General features: G+C 70.2%; 23 protein-coding genes. 3 read left to right on the plus strand and 20 right to left on the minus strand.

The window, feature by feature from the left end; all coding sequences use genetic code 11:
• Positions 1–27: 27 nt before the first annotated feature.
• From A9310_RS06525 to guaB, 3 genes are all read right to left on the minus strand, one after another.
• Positions 28–1,806 (minus strand): GMC family oxidoreductase N-terminal domain-containing protein, encoded by a 1,779-nt coding sequence (locus tag A9310_RS06525; protein ID WP_065629897.1) that lies wholly within the window; start codon positions 1,804–1,806, stop codon positions 28–30.
• A gap of 54 nt (positions 1,807–1,860) precedes the next feature.
• Positions 1,861–3,018 (minus strand): GuaB3 family IMP dehydrogenase-related protein, encoded by a 1,158-nt coding sequence (locus tag A9310_RS06530; protein ID WP_065629956.1) that lies wholly within the window; start codon positions 3,016–3,018, stop codon positions 1,861–1,863.
• Positions 3,019–3,105: 87 nt separating this feature from the next.
• Positions 3,106–4,617: an IMP dehydrogenase gene (gene guaB / locus A9310_RS06535; protein ID WP_058250693.1), complete on the minus strand. Its 1,512-nt coding sequence runs from the start codon at positions 4,615–4,617 to the stop codon at positions 3,106–3,108.
• 146 nt (positions 4,618–4,763) lie between these two features.
• Here guaB and A9310_RS06540 point away from each other — a divergent pair, with 146 nt between their 5' ends.
• Entirely contained in the window at positions 4,764–5,153 is a 390-nt protein-coding gene (locus A9310_RS06540; RefSeq protein WP_058250883.1) for a DUF5319 domain-containing protein, read from the plus strand.
• 133 nt (positions 5,154–5,286) lie between these two features.
• Here A9310_RS06540 and A9310_RS06545 read toward each other — a convergent pair whose 3' ends face one another.
• The 3 genes from A9310_RS06545 to A9310_RS06555 all read right to left on the minus strand — a co-directional run bounded on the left by A9310_RS06545 (position 5,287) and on the right by A9310_RS06555 (position 8,066).
• Positions 5,287–6,360 carry an anti-sigma-D factor RsdA gene (locus A9310_RS06545; protein ID WP_065629898.1) on the minus strand — a complete coding sequence of 358 codons (1,074 nt, stop codon included), beginning with the start codon at positions 6,358–6,360 and terminating at the stop codon, positions 5,287–5,289.
• Positions 6,344–6,931, minus strand: coding sequence for a sigma-70 family RNA polymerase sigma factor (locus tag A9310_RS06550; RefSeq protein ID WP_010841867.1), 588 nt, complete (start codon positions 6,929–6,931; stop codon positions 6,344–6,346). Before A9310_RS06550 ends, A9310_RS06545 begins: the two co-directional genes overlap by 17 nt.
• Before the next feature lie 175 nt (positions 6,932–7,106).
• On the minus strand, positions 7,107–8,066 hold the full coding sequence (locus A9310_RS06555; protein ID WP_065629899.1) for a hypothetical protein: 960 nt from the start codon (positions 8,064–8,066) through the stop codon (positions 7,107–7,109).
• Positions 8,067–8,482: 416 nt separating this feature from the next.
• On the opposite strand from A9310_RS06555, the gene A9310_RS06560 reads away from it, so the two are divergent.
• Positions 8,483–8,779: a WhiB family transcriptional regulator gene (locus A9310_RS06560; RefSeq protein ID WP_010841865.1), complete on the plus strand. Its 297-nt coding sequence runs from the start codon at positions 8,483–8,485 to the stop codon at positions 8,777–8,779.
• Between the two features lie 99 nt (positions 8,780–8,878).
• Here A9310_RS06560 and groL read toward each other — a convergent pair whose 3' ends face one another.
• From groL to alr, 8 genes are all read right to left on the minus strand, one after another.
• Positions 8,879–10,495, minus strand: coding sequence for a chaperonin GroEL (gene groL / locus A9310_RS06565; RefSeq protein WP_058250696.1), 1,617 nt, complete (start codon positions 10,493–10,495; stop codon positions 8,879–8,881).
• A 132-nt stretch (positions 10,496–10,627) separates the two neighbouring features.
• On the minus strand, positions 10,628–10,927 hold the full coding sequence (gene groES, locus A9310_RS06570) for a co-chaperone GroES (RefSeq protein ID WP_004019185.1): 300 nt from the start codon (positions 10,925–10,927) through the stop codon (positions 10,628–10,630).
• Between the two features lie 195 nt (positions 10,928–11,122).
• The gene (tsaD, locus tag A9310_RS06575) at positions 11,123–12,169 is read right to left on the minus strand and encodes a tRNA (adenosine(37)-N6)-threonylcarbamoyltransferase complex transferase subunit TsaD (RefSeq protein WP_065629900.1); all 1,047 of its coding nucleotides are present in this window, start codon (positions 12,167–12,169) and stop codon (positions 11,123–11,125) included.
• On the minus strand, positions 12,166–12,675 hold the full coding sequence (gene rimI, locus A9310_RS06580) for a ribosomal protein S18-alanine N-acetyltransferase (protein WP_065629901.1): 510 nt from the start codon (positions 12,673–12,675) through the stop codon (positions 12,166–12,168). The genes tsaD and rimI overlap by 4 nt, the downstream gene beginning before the upstream one ends.
• Positions 12,672–13,376 carry a tRNA (adenosine(37)-N6)-threonylcarbamoyltransferase complex dimerization subunit type 1 TsaB gene (gene tsaB, locus A9310_RS06585; protein WP_065629957.1) on the minus strand — a complete coding sequence of 235 codons (705 nt, stop codon included), beginning with the start codon at positions 13,374–13,376 and terminating at the stop codon, positions 12,672–12,674. Before tsaB ends, rimI begins: the two co-directional genes overlap by 4 nt.
• Positions 13,373–13,849, minus strand: a complete 477-nt coding sequence (gene tsaE / locus A9310_RS06590; RefSeq protein ID WP_058250699.1) for a tRNA (adenosine(37)-N6)-threonylcarbamoyltransferase complex ATPase subunit type 1 TsaE — start codon at positions 13,847–13,849, stop codon at positions 13,373–13,375. The genes tsaB and tsaE overlap by 4 nt, the downstream gene beginning before the upstream one ends.
• On the minus strand, positions 13,846–14,982 hold the full coding sequence (locus tag A9310_RS06595) for an alpha/beta fold hydrolase (protein ID WP_065629902.1): 1,137 nt from the start codon (positions 14,980–14,982) through the stop codon (positions 13,846–13,848). Before A9310_RS06595 ends, tsaE begins: the two co-directional genes overlap by 4 nt.
• The gene (alr, locus tag A9310_RS06600) at positions 14,979–16,163 is read right to left on the minus strand and encodes an alanine racemase (RefSeq protein ID WP_065629903.1); all 1,185 of its coding nucleotides are present in this window, start codon (positions 16,161–16,163) and stop codon (positions 14,979–14,981) included. Before alr ends, A9310_RS06595 begins: the two co-directional genes overlap by 4 nt.
• Positions 16,164–16,336: 173 nt before the next feature.
• Here alr and A9310_RS06605 point away from each other — a divergent pair, with 173 nt between their 5' ends.
• Positions 16,337–16,816 carry a hypothetical protein gene (locus A9310_RS06605; RefSeq protein WP_065629904.1) on the plus strand — a complete coding sequence of 160 codons (480 nt, stop codon included), beginning with the start codon at positions 16,337–16,339 and terminating at the stop codon, positions 16,814–16,816.
• Here the strand turns inward: A9310_RS06605 and A9310_RS06610 are convergent.
• The 6 genes from A9310_RS06610 to A9310_RS06635 all read right to left on the minus strand — a co-directional run bounded on the left by A9310_RS06610 (position 16,764) and on the right by A9310_RS06635 (position 22,967).
• Positions 16,764–18,233 carry an NAD(P)H-hydrate dehydratase gene (locus A9310_RS06610; RefSeq protein ID WP_065629905.1) on the minus strand — a complete coding sequence of 490 codons (1,470 nt, stop codon included), beginning with the start codon at positions 18,231–18,233 and terminating at the stop codon, positions 16,764–16,766. The genes A9310_RS06605 and A9310_RS06610 overlap by 53 nt on opposite strands.
• A gap of 9 nt (positions 18,234–18,242) precedes the next feature.
• On the minus strand, positions 18,243–20,105 hold the full coding sequence (gene glmS / locus A9310_RS06615; RefSeq protein ID WP_065629906.1) for a glutamine--fructose-6-phosphate transaminase (isomerizing): 1,863 nt from the start codon (positions 20,103–20,105) through the stop codon (positions 18,243–18,245).
• A 100-nt stretch (positions 20,106–20,205) separates the two neighbouring features.
• On the minus strand, positions 20,206–21,195 hold the full coding sequence (locus tag A9310_RS06620; protein WP_065629907.1) for an alpha/beta hydrolase: 990 nt from the start codon (positions 21,193–21,195) through the stop codon (positions 20,206–20,208).
• Between the two features lie 10 nt (positions 21,196–21,205).
• Complete coding sequence (locus A9310_RS06625; RefSeq protein WP_065629908.1) at positions 21,206–21,466, minus strand: hypothetical protein; 261 nt, start codon at positions 21,464–21,466, stop codon at positions 21,206–21,208.
• The gene (locus tag A9310_RS06630) at positions 21,463–22,590 is read right to left on the minus strand and encodes a hypothetical protein (protein WP_065629909.1); all 1,128 of its coding nucleotides are present in this window, start codon (positions 22,588–22,590) and stop codon (positions 21,463–21,465) included. Before A9310_RS06630 ends, A9310_RS06625 begins: the two co-directional genes overlap by 4 nt.
• Entirely contained in the window at positions 22,587–22,967 is a 381-nt protein-coding gene (locus A9310_RS06635; protein WP_065629910.1) for a hypothetical protein, read from the minus strand. The genes A9310_RS06630 and A9310_RS06635 overlap by 4 nt, the downstream gene beginning before the upstream one ends.
• Between the last annotated feature and the right edge of the window lie 23 nt (positions 22,968–22,990).

The following is a 22,990-nucleotide window of genomic DNA, read 5'->3' on the forward strand; positions in this document are numbered from 1 at the left end:
ACAGGGCGGGTGATCGGCGCACCGACGCTACGAGATCCGTTGAGCCGTCAGTGGAGTGGCCGGGACGACCGGGGTGATCGGCAGCCGCAGGGCGCCGGGTGCGTCGGCCGGCACCACCGGGGACGTCGGCGTCGCGGGCTCGATGCGGCGATACGGCTCGCCCTGGGCAGGACGCCGGTCCTGTTCGCCCTTGTTCGGCCACAGTGCCGCCGCGCGTTCCGCCTGCGCACAGATCGTCAGCGACGGATTGACGCCGAGGTTCGCCGACACCGACGCACCGTCCGCGATGTGCAACGTCGGGTAGTTCCACACGCGCTGGTAGGGATCGATGACGCCGTTGTCCGGGTCGTCGGAGATCGCGCAGCCGCCGAGATAGTGCGCGGTCAGCGGCATGTTGACGATGTCGCCCCAGGTCCCGCCGGCGACGCCGCCGTCGAGCTTCGCCGCGATACGGCGAGTTGCCTCGTTGCCCTTGGGAATCCACGTCGGATTCGGCTCGCCGTGGCCCTGTTTGCTGGTGACGTACCGCAGCGGTCCGCGCTTGCGGACGAAGGTGGTCAGCGAGTTGTTGTTGTTCTGCATGACCAGGGCAATCACGGTCCGCTCACTCCACTGTCGCACCACGAGCAACCGCACCAGCAGGAACGGGTTGCGGGCGACCTGACGCAGGAACTGCCCGAATCGGTTGCGCCGGGTCCCGCCATCGGTGAGCAGGGTCTGCAGGTACGCGATCGCGTTGGAGCCCTTGCCGTATCGCACCGGTTCGATGTGCGTGTTCGGCTCGGGGTAGAACGACGAAGTGATCGCGACGCCGCGCGAGTAGTCGTTCTCCGGGTCGATCCGCGACCCCATCGCACCCAGGATCGACTCCGAGTTGGTGCGCGTGAGCCGGCCCATCGCGTCCGAGATCTGCGGCAGCGTACCGAGTTTCGCGTGGTGCAGCAGTCGTTGGGTGTTGAACGTGCCGGCCGCCAGGATGACCTGACCCGCCGTGATCGTGCGCCGGCGGCGTCCGAGCGGCCCCCACGACGACGAGTGATGCGTACCCACCTCCCAGACACCGTCGGCGCGCTGCTGTAGCGAGTCCACCGTGGTCCGGTCGATGATGGTGGCGCCGTGGCTCTCCGCTAGACCGAGATAGTTCTTCAGCAGGGTGTTCTTGGCACCCACCCGGCATCCGGTCATGCAGGCGCCGCATTCGGTACAGGCGGTCCGGTCCGGACCCGCGCCGCCGAAGTACGGGTCGGCGACGGTCTCACCGGGCGCGCCGGACAGGCCGGTCTTCGCGCCGAAGAACACACCGACCGGCGTCGGGGTCACCGTGTCCCCGACCCCCATCTCGGCGGCGACTTCGGCGACCACGCGGTCGGACGCGGTGACCGTCGGGTTGGTGACCACCCCGAGCATCCGCCGGGCCTGGTCGTAGTACGGGGTGAGCTCGTCCTCCCAGTCGGTGATGTGATTCCACTGGGGATCGGTGAAGAAGGGCGTCGGGGGCTTGTAGAGCGTGTTGGCGTAGTTGAGCGAGCCGCCGCCCACCCCCGCCCCGGCGAGGATCATCACGTCTTTCAGGGCGTGGATGCGCTGGATGCCGTACAGGCCCAGCTTCGGTGCCCACAACCATCGGTTGAGACGCCAACTTGTCTTGGCGAAGTCCTCGTCCTCGAACCGACGCCCGGCCTCGACCACGCCGACGCGGTACCCCTTCTCCACCAGCCGCAACGCACTCACGCTGCCGCCGAACCCGGAGCCGACGATCAGAACGTCGAAGTCGGTGGCGTGTTCGGTCGACTTGTCGAATCCCATGCCGAACATACTAACGCGCATTGTCACATAAAGAGACCCAGGTCACCCTAACTATCAGCCGCGGACGGACAACCCCACGCGCTGGAATTCCTTGAGGTCGCAGTAACCGGCCTTCGCCATGGCCCGACGCAGTGCGCCGACGACATTCAGTTCGCCGTACGGGTCGTCGGAGGGGCCGTAGAGAACCCGCTCGAGACTCGGTCGGTCCTCGCCCGCGGCGACCTGCAGGAGGGCGCCGCGCGGGGTGTCGGGGTGAGCAGCGGCCGACGGCCAGTACCATCCGTTGCCGGGCGCGGAACTCGTTGCGGCGAGCGAGGTTCCGAGGACCGCGGCGTCGGCTCCACAGGCGATCGCCTTGACGATGTCGCCCGAGCTGTGGATGTCGCCGTCGGCGATGACGTGGACGTAGCGACCGCCGGTCTCGTCCAGGTAGTCGCGACGCGCGGCGGCGGCGTCGGCGATGGCGGTGGCCATCGGCACACCGATGCCGAGCACCTCGCCCGTCGTGGTGGCTCCCGCGGCGGAACCGTAGCCGACGATCACGCCCGCGGCACCCGTCCGCATCAGGTGCAGCGCGGTGCGGTGGTCGTGCACGCCGCCCGCGATGACCGGTACGTCGAGATCGGCGATGAAGGTCTTCAGGTTCAGCGGTTCCCGCTGCGTGCCGTCGGCATCGACCTGCGCCACGTGCTCCGCCGAGATGATCGTGCCGTGCACCACCAGGATCTCCACCCCGGCGGCCAGCAGCGCCGGGGTCAGCTCGGGTGCGTGCTGCGGACTGACGCGAACGGCCGTGGTGACCCCCGCGTCGCGGACCTGGGCCACGGCCTCGCCGAGCAACCCGCTGTCGAGCGGGGCCGAGTGGAGTTGCTGCAGGTGTCGAACCGCCGCATAGGGATCCGGGTCCTCCGCCGCGATGGCGACGAGTTCGGCGATCTTCGCCTCGACGTCGCGATGACGGGCCCACAGCCCCTCACCGTTCAGGACGCCGAGCGCGCCGAGCTTGCCCAGTTCGATCGCGACCGACGGCGACACCAGGGCATCGGTCGGGTGGCTCAGGATCGGCGAGGAGAACCGGTAGGCATCGATCTGCCATGCGGTGGAGACGTCCTTGGACGAACGGGTCCGACGGGACGGGACGATGCTGATGTCCCCCTGCTCGTAGGTCCGTCGGGCTGTCCGGCCCATGCCGATTTCGACGAGGTCACGCACCACTGCGCCTTTCTGCGGAGTTCAGCTGCACAACGACCCTACGGCCTGGCCCGCCGGACGAGTCCGGCGGGAACGACCTCGGGGAGTTCAGCGGGAATAGTAGTTGGGTGCCTCTGCGGTCAGCGTGATGTCGTGCGGGTGGGATTCCTTCAGGCCCGCCGCGGTGATCTGGACGAACCGTGCGGTCTGCAGATCCGGGATCGTGGACGCGCCGGTGTAACCCATGGCGGCACGCAGGCCGCCGACGAGCTGATGGATCACCTGCGACAGCGGACCGCGGAACGGCACCCGTCCCTCGATGCCCTCGGGAACCAGCTTCTCCTCTTTGAGGACGTCGTCCTGGAAGTAGCGGTCCTTGGAATACGACTTCGCCTGTCCGCGACCCTGCATCGCACCCAGCGAACCCATGCCGCGGTAGCTCTTGAACTGCTTGCCGTTGACCAGGACCAGTTCGCCGGGCGCCTCGGCGGTGCCGGCGAGGAGCGAACCGAGCATCGCGGTCGACGCTCCCGCCGCGAGTGCCTTGGCGATGTCACCCGAGTACTGCAGGCCACCGTCGGCGATCACGGGCACCCCGGCCTTCTGACAGACCGCCACGGCTTCGAGGATGGCGGTGATCTGCGGGGCGCCGACACCCGCCACGACGCGGGTGGTGCAGATCGAGCCCGGTCCGACGCCGACCTTCACCGCATCGGCGCCGGCGTCGACGAGGGCCTGCGCGGCCTCGCGGGTCGCGACGTTGCCGCCTACCACGTCCACCCGGTCGCCGACCTCGGCCTTCAGCTTGGCCACCATGTCGAGTACGAGCCGGTTGTGCGCGTGGGCGGTGTCGACGATGATCACGTCGGCCCCGGCGTCGGCCAGCGCCATCGCCCGGTCCCACTGCGGGTCACCGGTGCCGACGGCCGCCCCGACGAGCAACCGTCCGTCGGAGTCCTTGGTCGCCAGCGGATGCTGTTCGGTCTTGACGAAGTCCTTGACGGTGATGAGTCCGGTCAGGCGACCGTTGCCGTCGACGATCGGCAGCTTCTCGATTTTGTGCCGGCGGAGCAGTCCCAGTGCGGCCTCGGCGGAGACCCCCTCCTGGGCGGTGATGAGCGGGGCCTTGGTCATCACCTCGGCGACCGGACGGCTCTGGTCGACCTCGAACCGCATGTCGCGGTTGGTGATGATGCCGACGAGCTCACCCTTGTCGTCGACGACGGGCAGGCCGGAGATGCGGTAGCGCGCACACATGGCGTCCACCTCGGCGAGCGTGTGCGTGGGGGTGCACGTCACCGGATCGGTGACCATGCCCGCCTCGGACCGCTTGACGGTCTCGACCTGGCCGGCCTGCTCCTCGATCGACAGATTGCGGTGGAGGACACCCATACCCCCGGCGCGCGCCATCGCGATCGCCATCCGGGACTCGGTCACGGTGTCCATCGCCGAACTCACCAGCGGGACACGCAACGTCACGTTCTTGGTCACCCGCGACGAGGTGTCGACCTCGCTGGGTATCACGTCCGACGCCGAGGGCAGCAACAGGACGTCGTCGAAGGTCAGGCCGAGCATCGCGACCTTGCCGGGATCGTCTCCACCGGTACGAACAGCAGTCATCGGACCATGGTATCGAGTCCCTTGTTGCGGCGATCGTCACACAGGAGTCTTCGCGCCGATGAGGTCGCCCGACCTACTCTCAACAGGTGCGCTCGACCGGTGAACGCCTGCGGCGCGCGCACCCGCGGATCGGCTACGGTGGTGTGGTGCGTGACCACCTGCCACCCGGCCTCCCGCCGGATCCGTTCGCCGACGATCCCAGCGATCCCGCATCCGCATTGGACAGCGTGGAGCCGGGTATCCCGTTGGACGAGAACGAGCGGCTCGCGGTCGAGGAGGATCTCGCCGATCTCGCACTCTACGAGGCCTTGCTGGCCAATCGCGGTGTACGCGGCCTGGTCGTCGTGTGCGAGGACTGCCGCGAGGACCATTACCACGACTGGGACATGTTGCGCGCCAACCTGATCCAGCTTCTCATCGACGGCACCGTCCGGCCGCACGAGCCCGCGGTGGATCCTCGTCCGGACGCCTACGTCACGTGGGACTACTGCCGCGGTTACGCCGACGCCCGTAGTCATCTCGACGACGAACGCTGACGCCCCACGGGCGTGGCGGTAACTGTCGCCGACTCTCCGGCACAAAGACATGAGCGAGGCCCCGCACCGATCTGGTGCGGGGCCTCGCTCATGATCTCAACCGACCGTTCGGGTCGGCGATGGTGCGGTCGCGTCAGCCGATCGGCCGACCGGCGTCCACGCCGGGCGGCGGTGTCCATGGGATCTCGGGGAACTCGGCCGGGAAACGGGTGACCTTCGTGCTCGACGACGGCGTCGACGGTTCTGCCGGCTCGCTCGAGGGCGGGACCGACGACGGCTCCTGCGGTTCGCTCGCCTGCTCGGACGGCGTGGTCGGTTCATCCGTCCCGCCGCCCGGAGGCGTCGACGCGTCGGGTGAGGGCTGGTCCTCGGAGTTCCGGAGATCGGGCCGGGTCGGGTCGATCGTCCCGGGCTGTTCCGCACCGGTCGACGGTGCGGGATCGGTGGTCTCGATCGGCAGACCCGCACCCGCGCGGATGCGGTTCATCCATTCCGTCATCTCGTCACGCATCTCGTTGTCCATCGGACCCATGCGCTCCTGCGCCTCGGCCAGCAGGCTGGCCGCCGCACCCGGATCACCGGCGGCGATCGCGGCCTCGGCACGCTCGAGGTTGTTCCGGACGTCGTGGGCCGCCTGCGTCTGCGACGCGGCCTCGGCGAACACGACCTGCTTGATGCCCCACAGCGGGTCGCCGGGTTGCGAGCCCTCGGAGAGCACGGTCAGGCCGGCAGCCGCAACGATGACGATCGCGGCGGCACCCGACACGACGCGCAGGTGACGGACCATGCGGCGGCCGCGACTCGCGCGCTCGCTGGTCCCGATTGCCCGCTCGACGTCGTCGACGGACAGCAGCTCGGGCTCGGGGGTGGACACGATCTCCGACCGCCAGCCCGACAGCATCTCGGCCAGCTGATACTCGGCCGCGTCGCGGGTCGGCACCGGCACATCGCGGGTCAGCGCGTCGAGGAAGTTCTCGTCGAAGTTCAGTTCGGAGAGGTCGAGCGCGTCGTCGGAAGCGGAGAGATCGAACGCGCCGAGTCCGGACTCCGCGTCCGAGGAGAACGGGTCAACCGGGCGGGGTCCGGGCCCGGCGGGCGCCGGGCCGCTCGAACCGGGCGCGCGACGGTGCGCCGGCGGCTGACCGGGTCGATTCGGCTGGTCACCACCGGCGACACGGCGTCTACGCCAATCAGACTGTCCGCTCATCGTGACCTCCTGTCCGTCTCAACTCGTCTTTCAATTTCGCCAGCGCTCGATGCTGGGCGACTCGTACTGCTCCCGCGGTGCTGCCGATCGCCTGCGCGGTCTCCTCCGCCGACATCCCGACGATCAACCGCAGGACCAGTACCTCGCGTTGCTTCTCGGGGAGGATGCCCAGCAGGGCTCTCATCCGCCTGCTGCCGTCGGCATCGATCGCGAACTGCTCGGGACCCCCGGTGACGTGTGAGACCTCGGGGATCTCCTCGACCGGGTCCGACTTCACCCGTGCCGCCACCCGCATGGCGTCGGCGACCTTGTGCGACGCGATGCCGTAGACGAAGGCCATGAACGGTTTGCCCTGGTCACGGTACCGTGGCAACGCGGTCATCACCGCCATCAATGCCTCCTGCGCGATGTCGTCGGCGGAGAACAGATGCCGTTCCCCTACCCCGATGCGTCCTCGGCAGTAGCGCAAGATCGGTTCCTGCACGCTTTCGAGAACTGACGTGAGAGCTGCCCGATCGCCTTGGCCCGCGGCCCGGACGGCGTCGTTCAACTCACCACCTGTCAACTTCATCGCGCGTAGGAATCCCCGTGTTACAAGTCGGCCAACCGGTCCAATTGCCGGTCCTGGTCCGGGCCCCGGCACGGTGACGCCGCCGGTGGCGATCGTCGTGGCACGCGGCTGGAGAGCGCGTTCCGGCGACGTCTCCGGCGGCGACGACGTGGCAGACCCCAACACACCTTAGCGATCAACCGTCCGGCATCAGCGCCATGCCCTTGCCGATCAGCGTGGCGCGGAGCCGGCGGTGGTGAACGGCCTCGTCGCCGGACGCGGCTCCGGTGCCCAGCAGCAGGCTCATCGCCGCCCACTCCAGGGGCAGGAGGGCCTCGTCGCGAGCGTCGGCGACGACGTCCCGCGCCGCGTTCGCGGTGCCACCCCGATCCCCCGCGCCCGCGGCGGCAGCCGCGGCGATCAACGCAGTCTTCACACGATGGCGGGCCGGGACCGGAGTCGCCGCGTCGTGCATCTCCCGTACCAGCAGTGCCCCCGCTCGGGCGTGTTCGAGCCCGGCCGCCACGTCACCGCGGTACAGACCGAGTTCGGCGCTCACCCATTCCCAGCGCAGGCGGCAGCGCGTGGCCGTCATCCAGTCCGCGTCCGCCGGCCGCCAGGACCACTGCTCGGGGTTCGTCCCGACCGGCCGCACGTCCATGGGATCGAGGACCGTTCGAGCCCGGTCGAGCAGCCGACGGGACGCATCGAACCGCAGCAGACCCAGATTGTCGGCCGCGAGCCCGACGAGTCCGTCCGCGACCGCCGCTCGGATGAGCGAGACCTCGCGTGGTCCGGAACCCGGTGCACCCGGCACGGCCCAGGCGCCGGAGATGCCGACGGTGAGGAGGGCTCGACCGTCGACCCCATGCGAGATGTGGTGTCGCCCGGCCTGGCGGACCAGGGAGGCCCGCGTGCTCTGACACAGCGACAGCACGGCGAGGTGGGGGTCGGTGGGCGCGGATACCCGCGCCCGCACACCGGCGACCCGTTCGAGGGACGCGAGCTCGGTGAGGGCGCGGGCGTAGTTCCCGTCCCCGCCGGCGCGGACCGCCGCGGCCCACGCATGCAGCAGCGGGACCGCCGACGGCCGCAAGGAGGGGTGTCGACGCAGCTCAACGGCTTTGTCGAGCGTCGAGGAGGTGTTCTTGGTCACTCGATCTTTTTCGGTTTGCATAAATTTAACGAACGATTCCCAACGTTAATTCTCAGGACAGATCACGGGTGCATCATCGGAAGATTTCCGCCGTGTAAATCGGTCCGATCGACGTCACCACACCCCTACGTCCGACGCGCTGGACGAAGACCCGGACCCGGCAGCCATCATCGCAGGTCACACCGGGTCGGTCGCCCCGGTTCAGGGGGCACCGCAACACTGCATCCGCGCTGTGCTATCCAACCGCGATCACCTAACCCGCCGTTAACATTTCTGAGACTTTCGCAGCAATCCTGTCCCATTTCAGGGCTATTGACGCAATTTCTCCGGCCCGCTTAATGTGAGTTCAGCGTTGCAGGAAATCGACGTTTCCCACCGAAGCACCCCGGTGCGGCCCACGACAAGGAGTAGCTGTCATGCCTCAGCCCAATCATCTCCCCGGCCCCAACGCTGACATCTGGGACTGGCAGATGTCAGGACTCTGCCGCGGCGTCGACTCGTCGATGTTCTTCCATCCGGACGGCGAACGCGGCCGCGCCCGAGCGCAGCGTGAGCGACGCGCCAAAGAGATGTGCCACCAGTGCCCGGTCATCGCGCAATGCCGGGAGCACGCACTCGCGGTGGCGGAGCCGTACGGCATCTGGGGCGGACTGTCCGAATCCGAGCGCAGCATCTTGATGAAGCGGGGCGTCGGCCGCCGGATGGCCAGCTGAGGCCGGGGGCGTTGAACCCGACCAGACCACGACCGCGAGAGCCGGGCATCCCCGCGAGGATGCCCGGCTCTCGTGTTCGTCGAACTGCGCGGAGTTACGTCAGTGCGCGTGCCCGTGTCCGGCGTGACCGGCCGGTTCGTCGGCCGGCTGATCGGTGATCGCCGTCTCGGTGGTCAGCACCATGCGGGCCACCGACGCGGCGTTGACGACCGCCGACCGGGTGACCTTCACCGGGTCGATGATGCCTTCGGCGACCAGGTCGCCATAGGACAGGCTCGCGGCGTTGAACCCCGAGCCCTCGGCCCCACCGGCGACCTTGTCGACCACGACCGCACCGTCGAGTCCGGCGTTCGCGGCGATCCAGTAGAGCGGCGCCCGCGCGGAGTCGCGGACGACCCGCACACCGAGGGCCTCATCACCGGTCAGGGACTCGGCGAGGGCGTCGAGCTTCTTCGACGCCTGCACGATGGCCGAGCCACCACCGGGGATGATCCCCTCCTCGACGGCGGCCTTGGCCGCTGCGACGGCGTCCTCGACGCGGTGCTTGCGCTCCTTGAGCGCGGTCTCGGTGGCCGCACCCACGCGGATCACCGCAACACCACCGGAGAGCTTTGCCAGACGCTCGGCGAGCTTCTCCTTGTCCCAGTCGGAGTCGGACTGCTCGATCTCCCGACGCAGCTGCGCCGAACGGTCCGCGATCGCGTCCTTGGTGCCGGCACCCTCGACGAGGGTGGTGGCGTCCTTGGTGACGACGACGCGACGGACCGAGCCGAGCACGTCGAGACCGACCGTCGGCAGGCTCAGGCCGATGTCGGAGGAGACGACGGTTCCGCCGGTGACGATCGCAAGGTCTTCGAGGAAGGCCTTGCGGCGGTCGCCGAAGAACGGCGCCTTGACGGCGACGGCGCGGATCGTCTTGCGGATCGAGTTCACGACGAGGGTCGACAGCGGCTCGCCCTCGACATCTTCGGCGATGATCAGCAGCGACTTGCCTGCTTCGACGACCTTCTCCAGCAGCGGCAGGAAGTCCGGCAGGGAGCTGATCTTGTCGCGGTAGAGCAGGACCAGCGCGTCCTCGAGAACCGCTTCCTGGCTGTCGAGATCGGTGACGAAGTAGGGCGAGAGGAAGCCCTTGTCGAACTGGACGCCCTCGGTGATCTCGAGGTCGGTGCTCAGCCCCGAGCTCTCCTCGACGGTGACGACACCATCGGCGCCGACCGCGGTCATCGCCTTGCCGACCATCTCGCCGATCTCCTCGTCGCGGGAGGACACGGTGGCGATCTGGGCGATGGCCTGTTCACCGGCGACGGGGGTCGCAGCGGCGAGCAGGGCCTCGCTCAGCGCATCGGCGGCCTTGCTGATGCCCTGCCCGAGAGCGATCGGGTTGGACCCGGCGGCGACGTTGCGCAGGCCGGCCTTGACCATCGCCTGTGCCAGCACGGTCGCAGTGGTGGTGCCGTCGCCCGCCACGTCGTTGGTCTTGGTGGCGACGGACTTCACCAATTGCGCGCCGAGGTTCTCGAACGGATCGTCGAGCTCGATGTCGCGCGCGATGGTGACGCCGTCGTTGGTGACACTCGGTCCGCCGAACGCCTTGGCGAGGACCACGTGCCGTCCGCGCGGGCCGAGGGTGACCTTCACGGTGTCGGCGAGCTGGTCGATGCCTCGCTCGAGCGCCCGGCGCGCGGTTTCGTTGAATTCAATCTGCTTGGCCATGAATCACTTTCTGCAACGGGAGCCTGTCGGCGTAACGCACATCGCCCCGGTACCCCTGCACGGGGCGCCGGGGCGATGTGAGACGCGATGAAGGCTCGCGGGGTCTAACTCGGCCGGAGTTCGGTGCCGGTCCTACTTGCCGATGACGGCGAGGACGTCGCGCGCCGAGAGGATCAGGTACTCCTCGCCGGCGTACTTGATCTCGGTGCCGCCGTACTTGCTGTAGATGACGGTGTCACCTTCCTTGACGTCCACGGGGACGCGGTTGCCCTGCTCGGTGACCCGACCCTCGCCGACAGCGATGACGGTGCCTTCCTGCGGCTTCTCCTTGGCGGAGTCCGGGATGACCAGGCCCGACGCGGTGGTCGTCTCGGCCTCGACGGCCTGCACCAGGATCTTGTCCTCAAGCGGCTTGATGTTCACGCTCGCCACGATGTGAGTCCTCAACTTTCGTACTGAGAAAGAATCTGCACGTTCACGGCCCTGCAAAACCCCGTCGTCGCGGGTGTCCGAGGCTTCGGTCAGCGCCATCTAGCACTCTATACATGCGAGTGCCAGCACTCAAGGGCGGAGGCTGCAAAAACCCGGCCGTGTTCGCTCCCCGCGAAGACGGCCGGGCTCCGTCCGCTACAGCTGACTGACACGCACCGACATCGCCGGGTCCGACGCCACGGTCAGCGGCGAGGGCGCCGCTCCCCCGCCGATCACATGAGCGCCGAGCGTCGCGATCATCACGCCGTTGTCGGTGCACAGGCGCGGCTTCGGAACCCGCAGGTCGATCCCGGCCGCCCCGCAGCGTTCCTCCGCCAGCGATCGGATGCGCGAATTGGCGGTGGCACCTCCGCCGAGGACCAGGGTGTCCACCCCGAGGTCACCGCAGGCCCGGACCGCCTTCATCGTCAGCACGTCCGCCACCGCCTCCTGGAACGAGGCCGCGACGTCCGCCACCGGTACCTCCACACCGTCGCGCACGCATTTCTCGACATACCGTGCGACCGCGGTCTTGAGTCCGCTGAAGGAGAAGTCGTGCCGCGAGTCACGGGGACCGGTCATACCGCGTGGGAAGGCGATCGCACCCTGGTCACCCTCACGGGCGACGCGGTCCAGCGCCGGCCCCCCGGGAAAACCGAGATCGAGCAGGCGGGCGACCTTGTCGAAGGCCTCCCCGGCCGCGTCATCGACCGTGGTGCCCAGTTCGACGATGGGCTCGGCGAGATCGGTGACGTGCAGAAGGTGCGTATGTCCGCCAGAGACCAGCAGTGCGACGCACTCCGGCATCGGTCCGTGCTCGAGGGTGTCCACCGCGACGTGCCCGCCGAGATGGTTCATCGCGTACAGCGGTACGTCCCAGGCGAGTGCGTACGCCTTCGCCGCGGCCACCCCGACGAGCAACGCGCCGGCGAGTCCCGGCCCGATGGTGACCGCGATGGCGTCGGGACGGTCGATCCCGGCCGCCTCCCGCGCCCGACGCATCGTGGGGACGATCGCCTCCAGGTGCGCTCGGGAGGCGATCTCGGGGACCACGCCGCCGAACCGGGCGTGTTCGTCCACGCTCGACGCGACCTCGTCGGCCAGCATCGTCGCGAATCCGGGTGTGTCGCCGTCGCCCGGCGTCCACCGGACGATGCCGACACCCGTTTCGTCGCAGGAGCTCTCGATACCGAGAACGATCACGCCGGGCCCTCCTCCGGTTCGAGCGGCCGGCCCGACACCGGGAGCCGCAACATCGTGTAGGCATCCGCGCCGGACGGCTGATAGTAGTTGCGGCGAAGACCCGCGGTGCTGAACCCGTGATGTGAGTACAGCCCGATCGCCACCTCGTTGTCGGTGCGTACCTCCAGGAACACCGCGGCGTCGTTCTCGTCCGCGACGGCGAGCATGGCCTCGAGCAGCGCCCGGCCCACTCCCCGTCCCCGATGGTCCGGATCGACGGCGATGGTGTGGATCTCGCACTCCCAGGCGTCGGGTTGCCCGAGCGTGGAGATCCCGGCGTAACCGATGACGTCGGCGCCGAGGCGCTCCCGAGCCGCGAAATAGGTGTTGTACGGGGCGTTGAGTTCGGCGCGGAAAGCCGCGGCGGGCCAGGGTGAGTCGTCGGCGAACATCCGCCGTTCCAGCGCGGCGCAGCGCGGGATGTCACCGAAGGTGAGCGCGTCGATGACCAGCTCCGGTGTGGTCATCGCGCCACACCCGCCCGACGGGCCTTCTGCTCCACCGCGTCGGGGCGTCGTAGATACAGCGGCACAAGGGGTTCGGGTTCGGCGCCCGCGACGATGTCGGCGGCAGCCGCCATGACCACCCCGCGTACGGTCGGCACGCCGGCCGCGGGTGGATCACCGGTCCAGCCGGTGAGTTCGAGGTGGGCCGCCGAACCCGCCACCGCACCGATCCGCCCCCCGGCGACATCGGGGGCGAGCTCCTCGGCGACCACCGCGGGCGCGGTCACCTCGGGGCCGCGCACACGGCGGCCACCCTCGTAGAGCGCCCAGTAGACCTCGCGCCGGCGCGCGTCGGTCACCACCAGAGCTCGCGATCCTGCGTCGTCCGGACCGGCGTCGACGGCAAGCGCATCGAGGGAGCACACGCCATACGCCGGTATCCCCAGCGCGTCGGCGAAGGCGGCGCCGGTCGCCATCCCCACCCGGAGTCCGGTGAACGGCCCGGGCCCGCAGCCGACGACAACCGCGGTCAGTTCGGTTCGGGCCGTGCCGGATTCGGCAAGACACTCGGCGACCAGGGTGGTGAGCAGTTCCGCGTGCCGTCGGTGGTCGGCGACCACCCGTTCGGCCAGCACGCGCACCTCACCGTCGCGCAGTTCGGCCACTCCGGCCACCACCGAATCGGTGGCGGTGTCGACCGCCAGCACCAGACCCTGACTCATTCCGCGCTCACCCACTCCCACTCGGCGTGTCGCACATCGGTTTCGGTGTCCCGTCGCAGCCGCACGACCAGATGCCGGTCGGCGAGCCGCTCGGCCACACCTTCGCCCCACTCGACGACGACGACCGCCTCGTCCAGGTCGGAGTCCAGGTCCAGGGCATCGAGTTCGTCGAGCATCCCGGAACCGCTTCCCGTACCGCCGAGCCGATAGGCGTCGACGTGGACCATCCCCGGGCGGTCGGGCCGGCCCGGCCGGTGCTCGCGGGCGATGATGAACGTCGGCGAGGTCACCCGCCCCTCGACGCCGAGACCGGCACCGATCCCGCGGGCCAGCGCCGTCTTTCCCGCGCCCAACGGACCGTCGAGGATGACCACGTCACCTGCGGACAGGGTCGACGCCAGCTCGGCGCCGAAGGCCTCGGTGTCGTCGACCTCGGGGAGGTCGCGCGTACCGCGGGGACCCACGCCGCTCATCGGCGGCCTCGCTTCCACCAGCGCCGACGGGGGGCCGGCAGAGCGATCCGCGCGCGATCCACCAGTCCGGCGATCGCGTCGCTGACGAGCCGGGGCTCCTCCATCTGGACCATGTGGCCGGCGCCCTTGGCGACGACCAGGCGGGAATCGGCGCCCAGCTGGGAGTACATCCGGACCGAGTTGCGTAACGGCGTGAGCCGGTCCCGGTCTCCGCACACGACCGTGGTCGGCACCTGGGCGACCACCGGCAGCGCGGTCGACTCGTCGTGGATCTCCAAGGCGTGCAAGAAGTTCACGATGGTCTCGATCGGCGTGCTCTGGATCATCGTGTCCACCGCGGCGCCGAGGGCCGGACTGTAGAACGTCGGCCCGAAACTCGCCGCGACCAGCACCGGTTCGAGGGCGGCGCGGGTCAGTCCGCGGCCCGCCTGGACCAGGCGCGGCGCGCGGCGCACGCTCATCCGGAAGGCATCCACCACCGGATTGCGCAGTCCCTCACCGAGTCCGGCGTCGGTGACACCGCGCGACGCCGTCGCCACCAGCGCCACCCCGGCGACCGGACCGTGCGACGAGAACAATGCCGGGTGCCGGCGCGCGAGCCCCATCAGCGTCATCCCGCCCATCGAATGACCCACGAGGACAACGGGTCCCACAGGTACGGTGGCACGGATCACCGCCGCCGCGTCGTCGGCCAGCTGCGCGATCGTGCAGGTCTCGGTCGGGGCCGGGTCGCTCTCCCCGTGCCCCCGGTGATCGAAGAACACCAGCCGGTAGTTGCGATCGTGCCACTCGGCGGCGAGTTGCTCGCGCTGGAAATGCCAGCTCGACAGCCGGAGGCTGAAGCCGTGCACGAACACGATCGTGAGGTCGGGCACGGAGCCTTCCGACACCGTCCCGAGGTCGACGATCCGCACCGCGAGATCCAGCCCGTCGTCGGCGGTGACCGTGGTCCCCCGCTCGCGGTAGAGCGCGGTGAGATCGACATCGGCGTGCGGATCCGGACGGCCCACCACGCTCTTGCGGGCGATGTTGCGCGCTGCCCCGACGGCTGCCATGCCGCCCAGGGCGGCGATCCTCGCCACCCCGGCCAGCAGCCCGACCCGGTCGGATTCCACCACTGCTGCCTCGCTCACTGTCCGGTCCCCATGGACTTCGTGGTTGCCGTGGTCTCGGGGTCGAGCCCGACCTGCCACTCGCCGAGGTAACGACGGACCACGCGCGTCCCGACCTGGGAGACGATCTCGTAGTCGATGGTGCCGATCGCGTCCGCCCAGTCCTTCGCGGTGGGGCCGCCCGAGGCGCCGGTGCCGAACAGTTCGGCCTGGTCCCCCTCGCGGACACCCGCGCCGTCGGGTCCGAGGTCGACGACCAGCTGATCCATGCAGATCCGGCCCACCCCGTCGAACATCCGCTCACCGATCCGGACCCGGATCCGGCCCGACAGCAATCGCGGCACGCCGTCGGCGTACCCCGCGGCGACCACGGCCACCACCGTGTCGCGCGGCGCGATCCACGTCTCGCTGTAGGACACACCCTGCCCGGCGGCGACCTTCTTCACGAGCGCGATGGTCGCGGTCAGGGTCATCGCCGGGATCAGCCCGAAGTCGCCGCGTGCCGGTACCGGGGTCCGGCCGTAGACGGCGATCCCCGGCCGTACCAGGTCGCGGGCGAGATCCGGACGGGTCAGCGCGGCAGGCGAATTGGCGATGTGGACCACCTGCGGTGCAGCGCCGAGGCGGGCCAGGTCGGCGACCGCGGCGTCGAGTCGCTGCGCCTGCGCGTCGTTCAGCGGGTGATCGGGTTCGTCGCCGCGCGCGAGGTGGCACATCGCCGCACGCAGGGTCACCGAGCCGTCGACGTGCGCCTTCGCCACCCGCTCGGCGAAATCCGCCCACTCGTCCACCGCGACGCCGCTGCGATTGAGGCCGGTGTCCACCTTCGCGGTGACGACCGCCGACCGGCCGGTGCGGTGTGCCGCCGCGATCACCGCGTCGAGCTGGGAGATCGACGAGAGTGCGATGTCGATGCCGTCGGCGATCGCTCCGGCGAAGTCGGCTCCCGGCGTGTGCAGCCACGCGGTGATCGGGGCGTCGATGCCGGCGGCGCGGAGCGCGGCGGCCTCGGTGAGGTGCGCGACCCCGAGTTCGGCGGCGCCGGCCGCGAGCACGGCGCGGGCCACCGGCAGGGCGCCATGGCCGTAGGCGTCGGCCTTCACGACCGCCATCACGTCAGCGCCCGAAGCGGCGCGCAGCACGCCGACGTTGTGGGCGATCGCGCCGAGATCCACGGTCGCGGTCAGAGCAGGGGAAGTCATCGTCGACCATTGTCCCAGATCGCCGGGTGCGGCTCGTCCCGGCTGCCTCCGGCGTGAGGTGCGCGTCGTTCTGCGGAGATGGTCTGAGTAGTCACACCGATGCGCGGCGTCGGGCAGGACGGTTGAGTGGACCCCGACGCTGATCCCGAACCGCCGCACCACCGGAAGTCACCATGTACACGAACTCGAATCCGCAGGACCCCGCCGTTCTCACCCCGGTCCGCCTCGTGCGCCCAGCCCACGACCTCGCCGGCTTCACGCCCGCCGGCTTCGTGCCCGTCGACCCGGTCGTCCCGCCCGCGCCTCCCGGTCGGCCGGGCCTGCGCGCATCGCTGACGTCGTGGGCCGCCAACACGATCGGGTGGGTGGCGTTCGCCACGGCCGCGGTGCTCTTCCTTCTCGCCCTCGGGCACGCCATGGCGGGCGAACCCGCCGACGGGTACGGGGTCGCGGCTCTCGTCGCCTTCGGCGTGGGAGTACTCATGACGATCGTCGCCTGCGCGGGTCTCGTCGTGTCATTCGTCCAGCGGGTCAGGCACGGCGCCTTTCGGCGCCCGGGCGTCATCGCCGACGCGATCGTGCTGTCGTCGGTCACCGCGTTCAGCGTGCTGACGGCGCTGTACCCGCTCGCGTTCGTGCTGGCGGCGTGGTGAACTCGCGGATCGCCGGCCGCAGCGCCCCCAGCAGCGTCGACGCCCCGATCGGCGCGCCGCCACTCGCGAGCTGCGCCGCCCGGGCGTGGACGCGCGCGGCCGACGCACCGGCGACCAGCGGCGACCTCCCGGCGGCAAGCAGGGCCCCGGCGATCCCCGACAGGACGTCGCCGGCCCCGGCGGTCGCCGCCCACGACGACACGGCGTCGTTGCCCAGGACGTGACCCGTCGGGTCGGCGACCAGCGTGATACGTCCCTTGAGCAGCACCGTGACGCCCCACCGCGCGGCGAGACCGGAGACGGCGGTCAGACGGTCGGCGCCCAGTTCGGTACCGGTCAAGCGGGCGAATTCGCCGGCGTGCGGGGTCAGCAGCGTCGGTGCCGTCCGCCCGTCGACGAGCCCGGGGTCGCGGGCGATCAGGGTGAGCGCGTCGGCGTCGGCCAGGACCGGCAGATCGGTGTCCAGGACGGTACGCAGGGTCGTCGCGGCCGCATCGTCGGTACCCATGCCGGGGCCGAGGACCCACGCCTGCACGCGTCCGGCACCGGCGAGGTCGGGCGTGGCGACGACCTCCGGCCACTGCGCCACCACCTCGGCGTGGGCGGAGCCGACGAACCGGGTCATTCCGGAGGTCGCGGTCACCGCCGCGCCGGTGGCGAGGACGGCCGCACCGGGGTACCGATGCGACCCGGCGATCACCCCGACCACCCCCTGCGTGTACTTGTCGTCCCCGGGACCCGGTGTCGGCCAATCGATCTCGTCGTCGGTCAAGGTGGCGAGCGGCGAATCGGCGGGGTCGCCGAGGCCGGCGTCATCGAGGCCGATGTCGACGAGGACGACCCGCCCGCACTGTGGGGCGGCGAGCAGGTGGGCGCGGCGACGGAAGCCGAAGGTGACGGTGATGTCGGCACGCACCGCCGGGTCGTGGACCTCACCGGTGTCGGCGTCGACGCCCGACGGCAGGTCGACCGCGACGACGGTGGTTTCCGGACCGACCACCGCGAAGACCTCGGCGGCGTTCGCCCGCAGCGGCCCCCGGCCACCGAGTCCGACCACGCCGTCGACGATCACCTCGAGGCCGTCGGGTAGCCGCTCGCCGATCCGTCCGCCGGCGGCGCGGAATGCCCGCAGCCCGGCGGCGTGGGCGCGGTCCGGGGCGAGCAGGACCGCGTCGACCCGCACGCCGCGGCGGCACAGCTCGGCACCGGCGAACAGCGCGTCGCCGCCGTTGTCCCCCGCACCGACGACCAGCCCGACCGACCGTCCATAACATCCGCCGGTCCGGCTCAGCTCTGCCGCGATCACCCGGGCGACGCCGTGCGACGCCCGGCGCATCAGGACGCCGTCGGTGAGCAGGTTCCCCGTCGCCCGCTCGGCGGCGCGGACCTCATCGGCCGTCAGGTACCGGATCGGCATGCGGAACCGCTATTCGACGGTCACCGACTTGGCCAGGTTCCGCGGTTTGTCGACGTCGTAGCCACGGGCCTGCGCGACGCTCGCCGCGAACACCTGCAGCGGCACGGTCGACACCAGCGGTTGCAGGAGCGTCGGCGTCTTCGGGATGGGGATGAACTCGTCGGCGACGGCACGGGCGGCCGCGTCGTCGGGCTCGGCGATGACGATCGTGCGGGCTCCGCGGGCCTGGATCTCGCGGATGTTGCTGACCATCTTCGAGTGCAGCACGGCGCGGCCGTCCGGCGAGGGCATGACCGTGATCACCGGGAGCCCGTCCTCGATCAGCGCGATCGGCCCGTGCTTGAGCTCGCCGGCCGCGAACCCCTCGGCGTGCATGTACGCGAGTTCCTTGAGTTTGAGAGCGCCCTCGAGCGCCACCGGATACCCGACATGCCGGCCGATGAACAGCACCGTGTTGTGGTGCGCCAGCGAACGCGCCAGCTCCCGGACCGGCTCCATCGTGTCCAACACCTGCGCGACCGAGTCGGTCATCGCCTCGATGGCCGCGAACTCGCGGGCGACCTCGTCGGCGTACTTCGTGCCGCGTGCCTGCGCCAGCGCGAGCCCCACGAGATAGGCGGCGACGATCTGCGCGAGGAAGCACTTCGTCGACGCGACGCCGATCTCGGGGCCCGCGTGGGTGTAGAGAACCGCGTCGGATTCCCGGGGGATCTGTGCCCCGTTGGTGTTGCAGATCGCGAGGACGCGTGCCTTCTGGTCCTTCGCGTGCCGGACCGCCTCGAGCGTGTCGGCGGTCTCACCGGACTGCGAGATGGCCACCACCAGGGTCGACCGGTCGAGAACCGGGTCGCGGTAGCGGAACTCACTGGCGAGTTCGATCTCGACCGGGAGGCGCGTCCAGTGCTCGATCGCGTACTTGGCCAGCAGCCCGGCGTGGTAGGCGGTGCCGCAGGCCACCACGAACACCTTGTCGACGTCGCGCAGATCGTCGTCGGTCAGGCGTTGCTCGTCGAGCACGATGCGACCGTTCTGCAGGTGCCCGAGGAGGGTGTCGGCGATCGCGCGCGGCTGCTCGGCGATCTCCTTGAGCATGAAGAAGTCGTAGCCGCCCTTCTCCGCGGCCGCGAGATCCCAGTCGATGTGGAACGGCTTGCCGTCCCGGGCGTTCTCGTCGAAGTCGGTGACCGTGTACGAGTCGGCGGTGATCACCACGACCTCGTCCTGGCCGAGCTCGACCGCGTCCCGGGTGTGTTCGATGAAGGCCGTGACATCCGACGCGAGGAACATCTCGCCCTGCCCGACACCCACCACGAGCGGGGTCGACCGCCGCGCGGCGACGATGGTGTCCGCGTGGTCGGCATGGGTGAACACGAGCGTGAACGCACCTTCGAGGCGACGCAGCGCCGCATACGCGCTAGCCACGAAGTCGCCGGCGGTCGGCCCGAACGCGTAGTACTTCGACACGAGGTGCACGGCGGTCTCGGTGTCGGTCTCGGACACGAACTCGATGCCGTCGTCCTCGAGTTCGGCGCGTAGCTCGGCGTAGTTCTCGATGATGCCGTTGTGGACGACGGCGAGCTTGCCGTCGTCACTGGCGTGCGGATGCGCGTTCCGATCGGTCGGCTTGCCGTGTGTGGCCCACCGCGTGTGTCCGATGCCGGTCGTGCCCGACAGCGACTCGCGACCGACCGCGGCGATCTGCTTCTCGAGGTTCTCCAGCCGGAGTGCCTTCTTCTGGATCGCGGTGCTTCCCTCGCCGTCGAGGATCGCGACGCCCGCCGAGTCGTACCCGCGGTATTCCATCCGCCGCAACGCGTCGACGACGATGTCCAGGGCATCGCGCCGCCCCACGTATCCCACGATTCCACACATAGCTAGTCAGGGTACCTGCGGACGCGCGAGCGGCAGCGCGGCGCGTCGGGTGCCGAGCGGGGGTCACAGCAGGCCGCCACCGGGTACCGCGGCACGGACGTCACTCGATGGTGTCGGGCACCACCGCGTTCGGGGCCCGGGACGGCACCGGACTCGCCGCACGGCGGCGTTTGCGCTCTTTCGCGCCGAGCAACTTGGCGATCTTGTCCTGGATCTCCGGCGGATCGTCGAGGTCCACCGCGGGCACCTTGCCGAGCTCGGTGTCGGCGTCGGCGAAGGCCTCGTACCGGCTGTCGTCGTCGAGGGTGTGCAGCAGGAATCCCGTGGTCAGGGCGCGTGCGGCGGTGTGCGTCTTCTTGTCGGCGCCGTTGCCGCCGAGGAGTGATTTGATCGACCGGTGCTCGATCAGCCCGCGGGACGTCGCGGCCGGCGGGGTACGCAGCACCACACCGGGACGGGGATCGGCGGCCGACTCCGACCCGTACGCCTGTGCCAGGGGCAGGGCGTTGCCGTCGATGGTGTCGAGTTCGCCGATCGCCGACACGATGAGTCCCGGAGCACTCACCCGGCGGGCCGCGGGCAGGAGTTGCGCAGTCGTCGGCGCCGGGAACAGTGCGACCACCCCCCGGGCCGGCGGTTGCGGCTGACCGTGCAGCACGCCCTCCGACGCGGCCAATACCGCTGCGGCGGCACCGAAGCCGTGGCCGGCGAACCCGATCTTGCGCGGGTCGACGGTGATCTCGCCGAAGCCGAGCGGGACCCGGGTCACGATCGACAGCGCTGAACGGAGCTGGGCGGCCATCGTGTCGTCGGACGCGAGCAGGCCTCGCTGACCCGCCGGGACGGCGACGACGATGCCCCAGGACGCGAGGTGGTGGCACAGGTCGCGGTAGCGCTCGACCGACGTCATCCACCCGTGCCCGAACGCGATGGCGGGGAGCCGTTCGCCCTCGGCGGGAGTGAACACGACACCCGGGGTCCCGACGATCCCGAGGTCGCCGCGCAACACGCGATGGGGGCCGCGTCGGGCGAGCGCCTTCATCAGCTTCGCGGGCGACTGCGTCGGCTTCTGCTGCTTCTTGCCTGGCACAGCAGACAGCCTATGTGTTGCGCGGCGGCAGATGGGGACTGGCGTCGGCCACGTCGGCCGGCAACATGATGCCCGGGGTGGCGTCCGCGGCGTCGGCGGCGTTCTCGAGGTCGTCCCGGAGTTGCTGCGTCTCCGACCGCACCGCGTTGCGGCCATGCTCGTCCATCGCGAGTTCGAGGTCCCGCTGTCGAGCGGAGAACACGTGTGACGCCTCGGCGACGCCGGCGGTCGCGGTGCGGGCGAGGGCCTCGATCTGGTCGGCGAGGTTCACTGGTCACCCGCCAACGCCAGATCACCCGACGATCGGTCCGGCGATGCCTCCGGTTCCGGCCCCGACCGATTCTGTTCCGACCGATTCGGTTCCGCGGCTTCGGTTTCGGCGACCGCCCCGGTTGCCGCCTCGACGGTGGCCGAGGCCGTCGGCCCCGACGCGACGGGCGCGTCGTGTCCCTCGGCGCCGCCCAGCCGGAACGGGACGTCGACGCCGTCGTCGCGGGATGCGCGCGCCGACTCGTCGGGCTCCGACGACCGTACGGACGCCGGGGGCTCGGACGCGGCGACACCTGACATCGACACCGGGGGCTCTGATCGTGCCGCGGCGGTCGCCGCCCCGGTTTCCGCCGGTCGGGCATCGGTGGTCGATTCGGCCATCCAGGTCTGGGGTCCCGGTGCGGGCGCGGCGACGGTCTGCGCCGGTGCCGCCGCGGACGGTGATCCCGGCGACACGACCGGGACGGCGCCCGGGTGCCCGGCGTCGACCGGATAAGCCTCGTCGTCGATGCCGTCGACGGACCGGTTCAGGAGGTCGAGGATTCCGGCGATCCCGCGGGTCGTCGTCTCGAGCGAGGTGCTGAACAGGGCCAGCCGGGACGAGATGTCCTCGACCGCCACCCCGATCGGCACGCGACCGGTGAGCACCGCCTGCGGCAGTTCCGCCGGCGGCACCCCGGCCGCGGTCGGTGCCGACAACCGGGCGACGGTCAGATAGAAGGTGCGCAGCAGGCGGTCGATGCCCGACGCCGCGGCCGAGGTGGCGTCGGTGAGGGTGCGCAGGATGTGCAGGTCCGATTCGGCGCGACGCTGATGGTCGATGACCGTCGTGAGGGCGACAGTCGCGGACTCGCTGTTCCAACCGTCGTCGAGGCGGACCTGCTGTTCGGGGAGATGGTGGAGTTGTTCGGACACGGCCCGGTGCGCCGACACCAGGGCGCGGCTGTCCGCGGACAAGGCCGCGATGTCGAATCCGTCGACCACGCGGAGTCCGTTGCGGAGGGTGGCATCGTCGGGGGCGGCGACCCCCATCAGACGCCCGGCCGCCACGAGTTCGATCAACGTCTCGACGCCACCCCGGGCGTCGGACCTCAGCACCGACAACGAGTCCGCGCCGCGCCTCACCGGCCGTCCACCCCCGAGGGCGGCAGCGCTCGCGAGATCTCGTCCGCCACGCGCCGATCCCCGTCCGCCATGGTCAGCGCACTGTTGCGGAGAGTGTCCGCGAGCGCCGCAGCGGCCGTGGCCTGCACCCGTAACCGGCGCGACAGGGTCGCGCTCATCTCGGCGTACGCCGCGGCCGACGGCCCGAAGGCGACCGTGTTCTCGTCTCCTGCGATCGACTCCCGAGCCCAGGTCCCGAAGTCGTGTGCGGCCAGATCGTCGGCGACCGCCGACAACACCAGCGAGGACCTGCGGTAGTACGCCGACACCGCGGACACCTGGGCGGTGTCCATCGAGATCGGGCGCGACCCGACACCGTCCGCACCGTCGCCGTTCATGTCACCCCTCCCCGACGCGCGTC

It is taken from the genome of Gordonia sp. UCD-TK1 (assembly GCF_001691435.1).
Lineage (GTDB): Bacteria > Actinomycetota > Actinomycetes > Mycobacteriales > Mycobacteriaceae > Gordonia > Gordonia hongkongensis.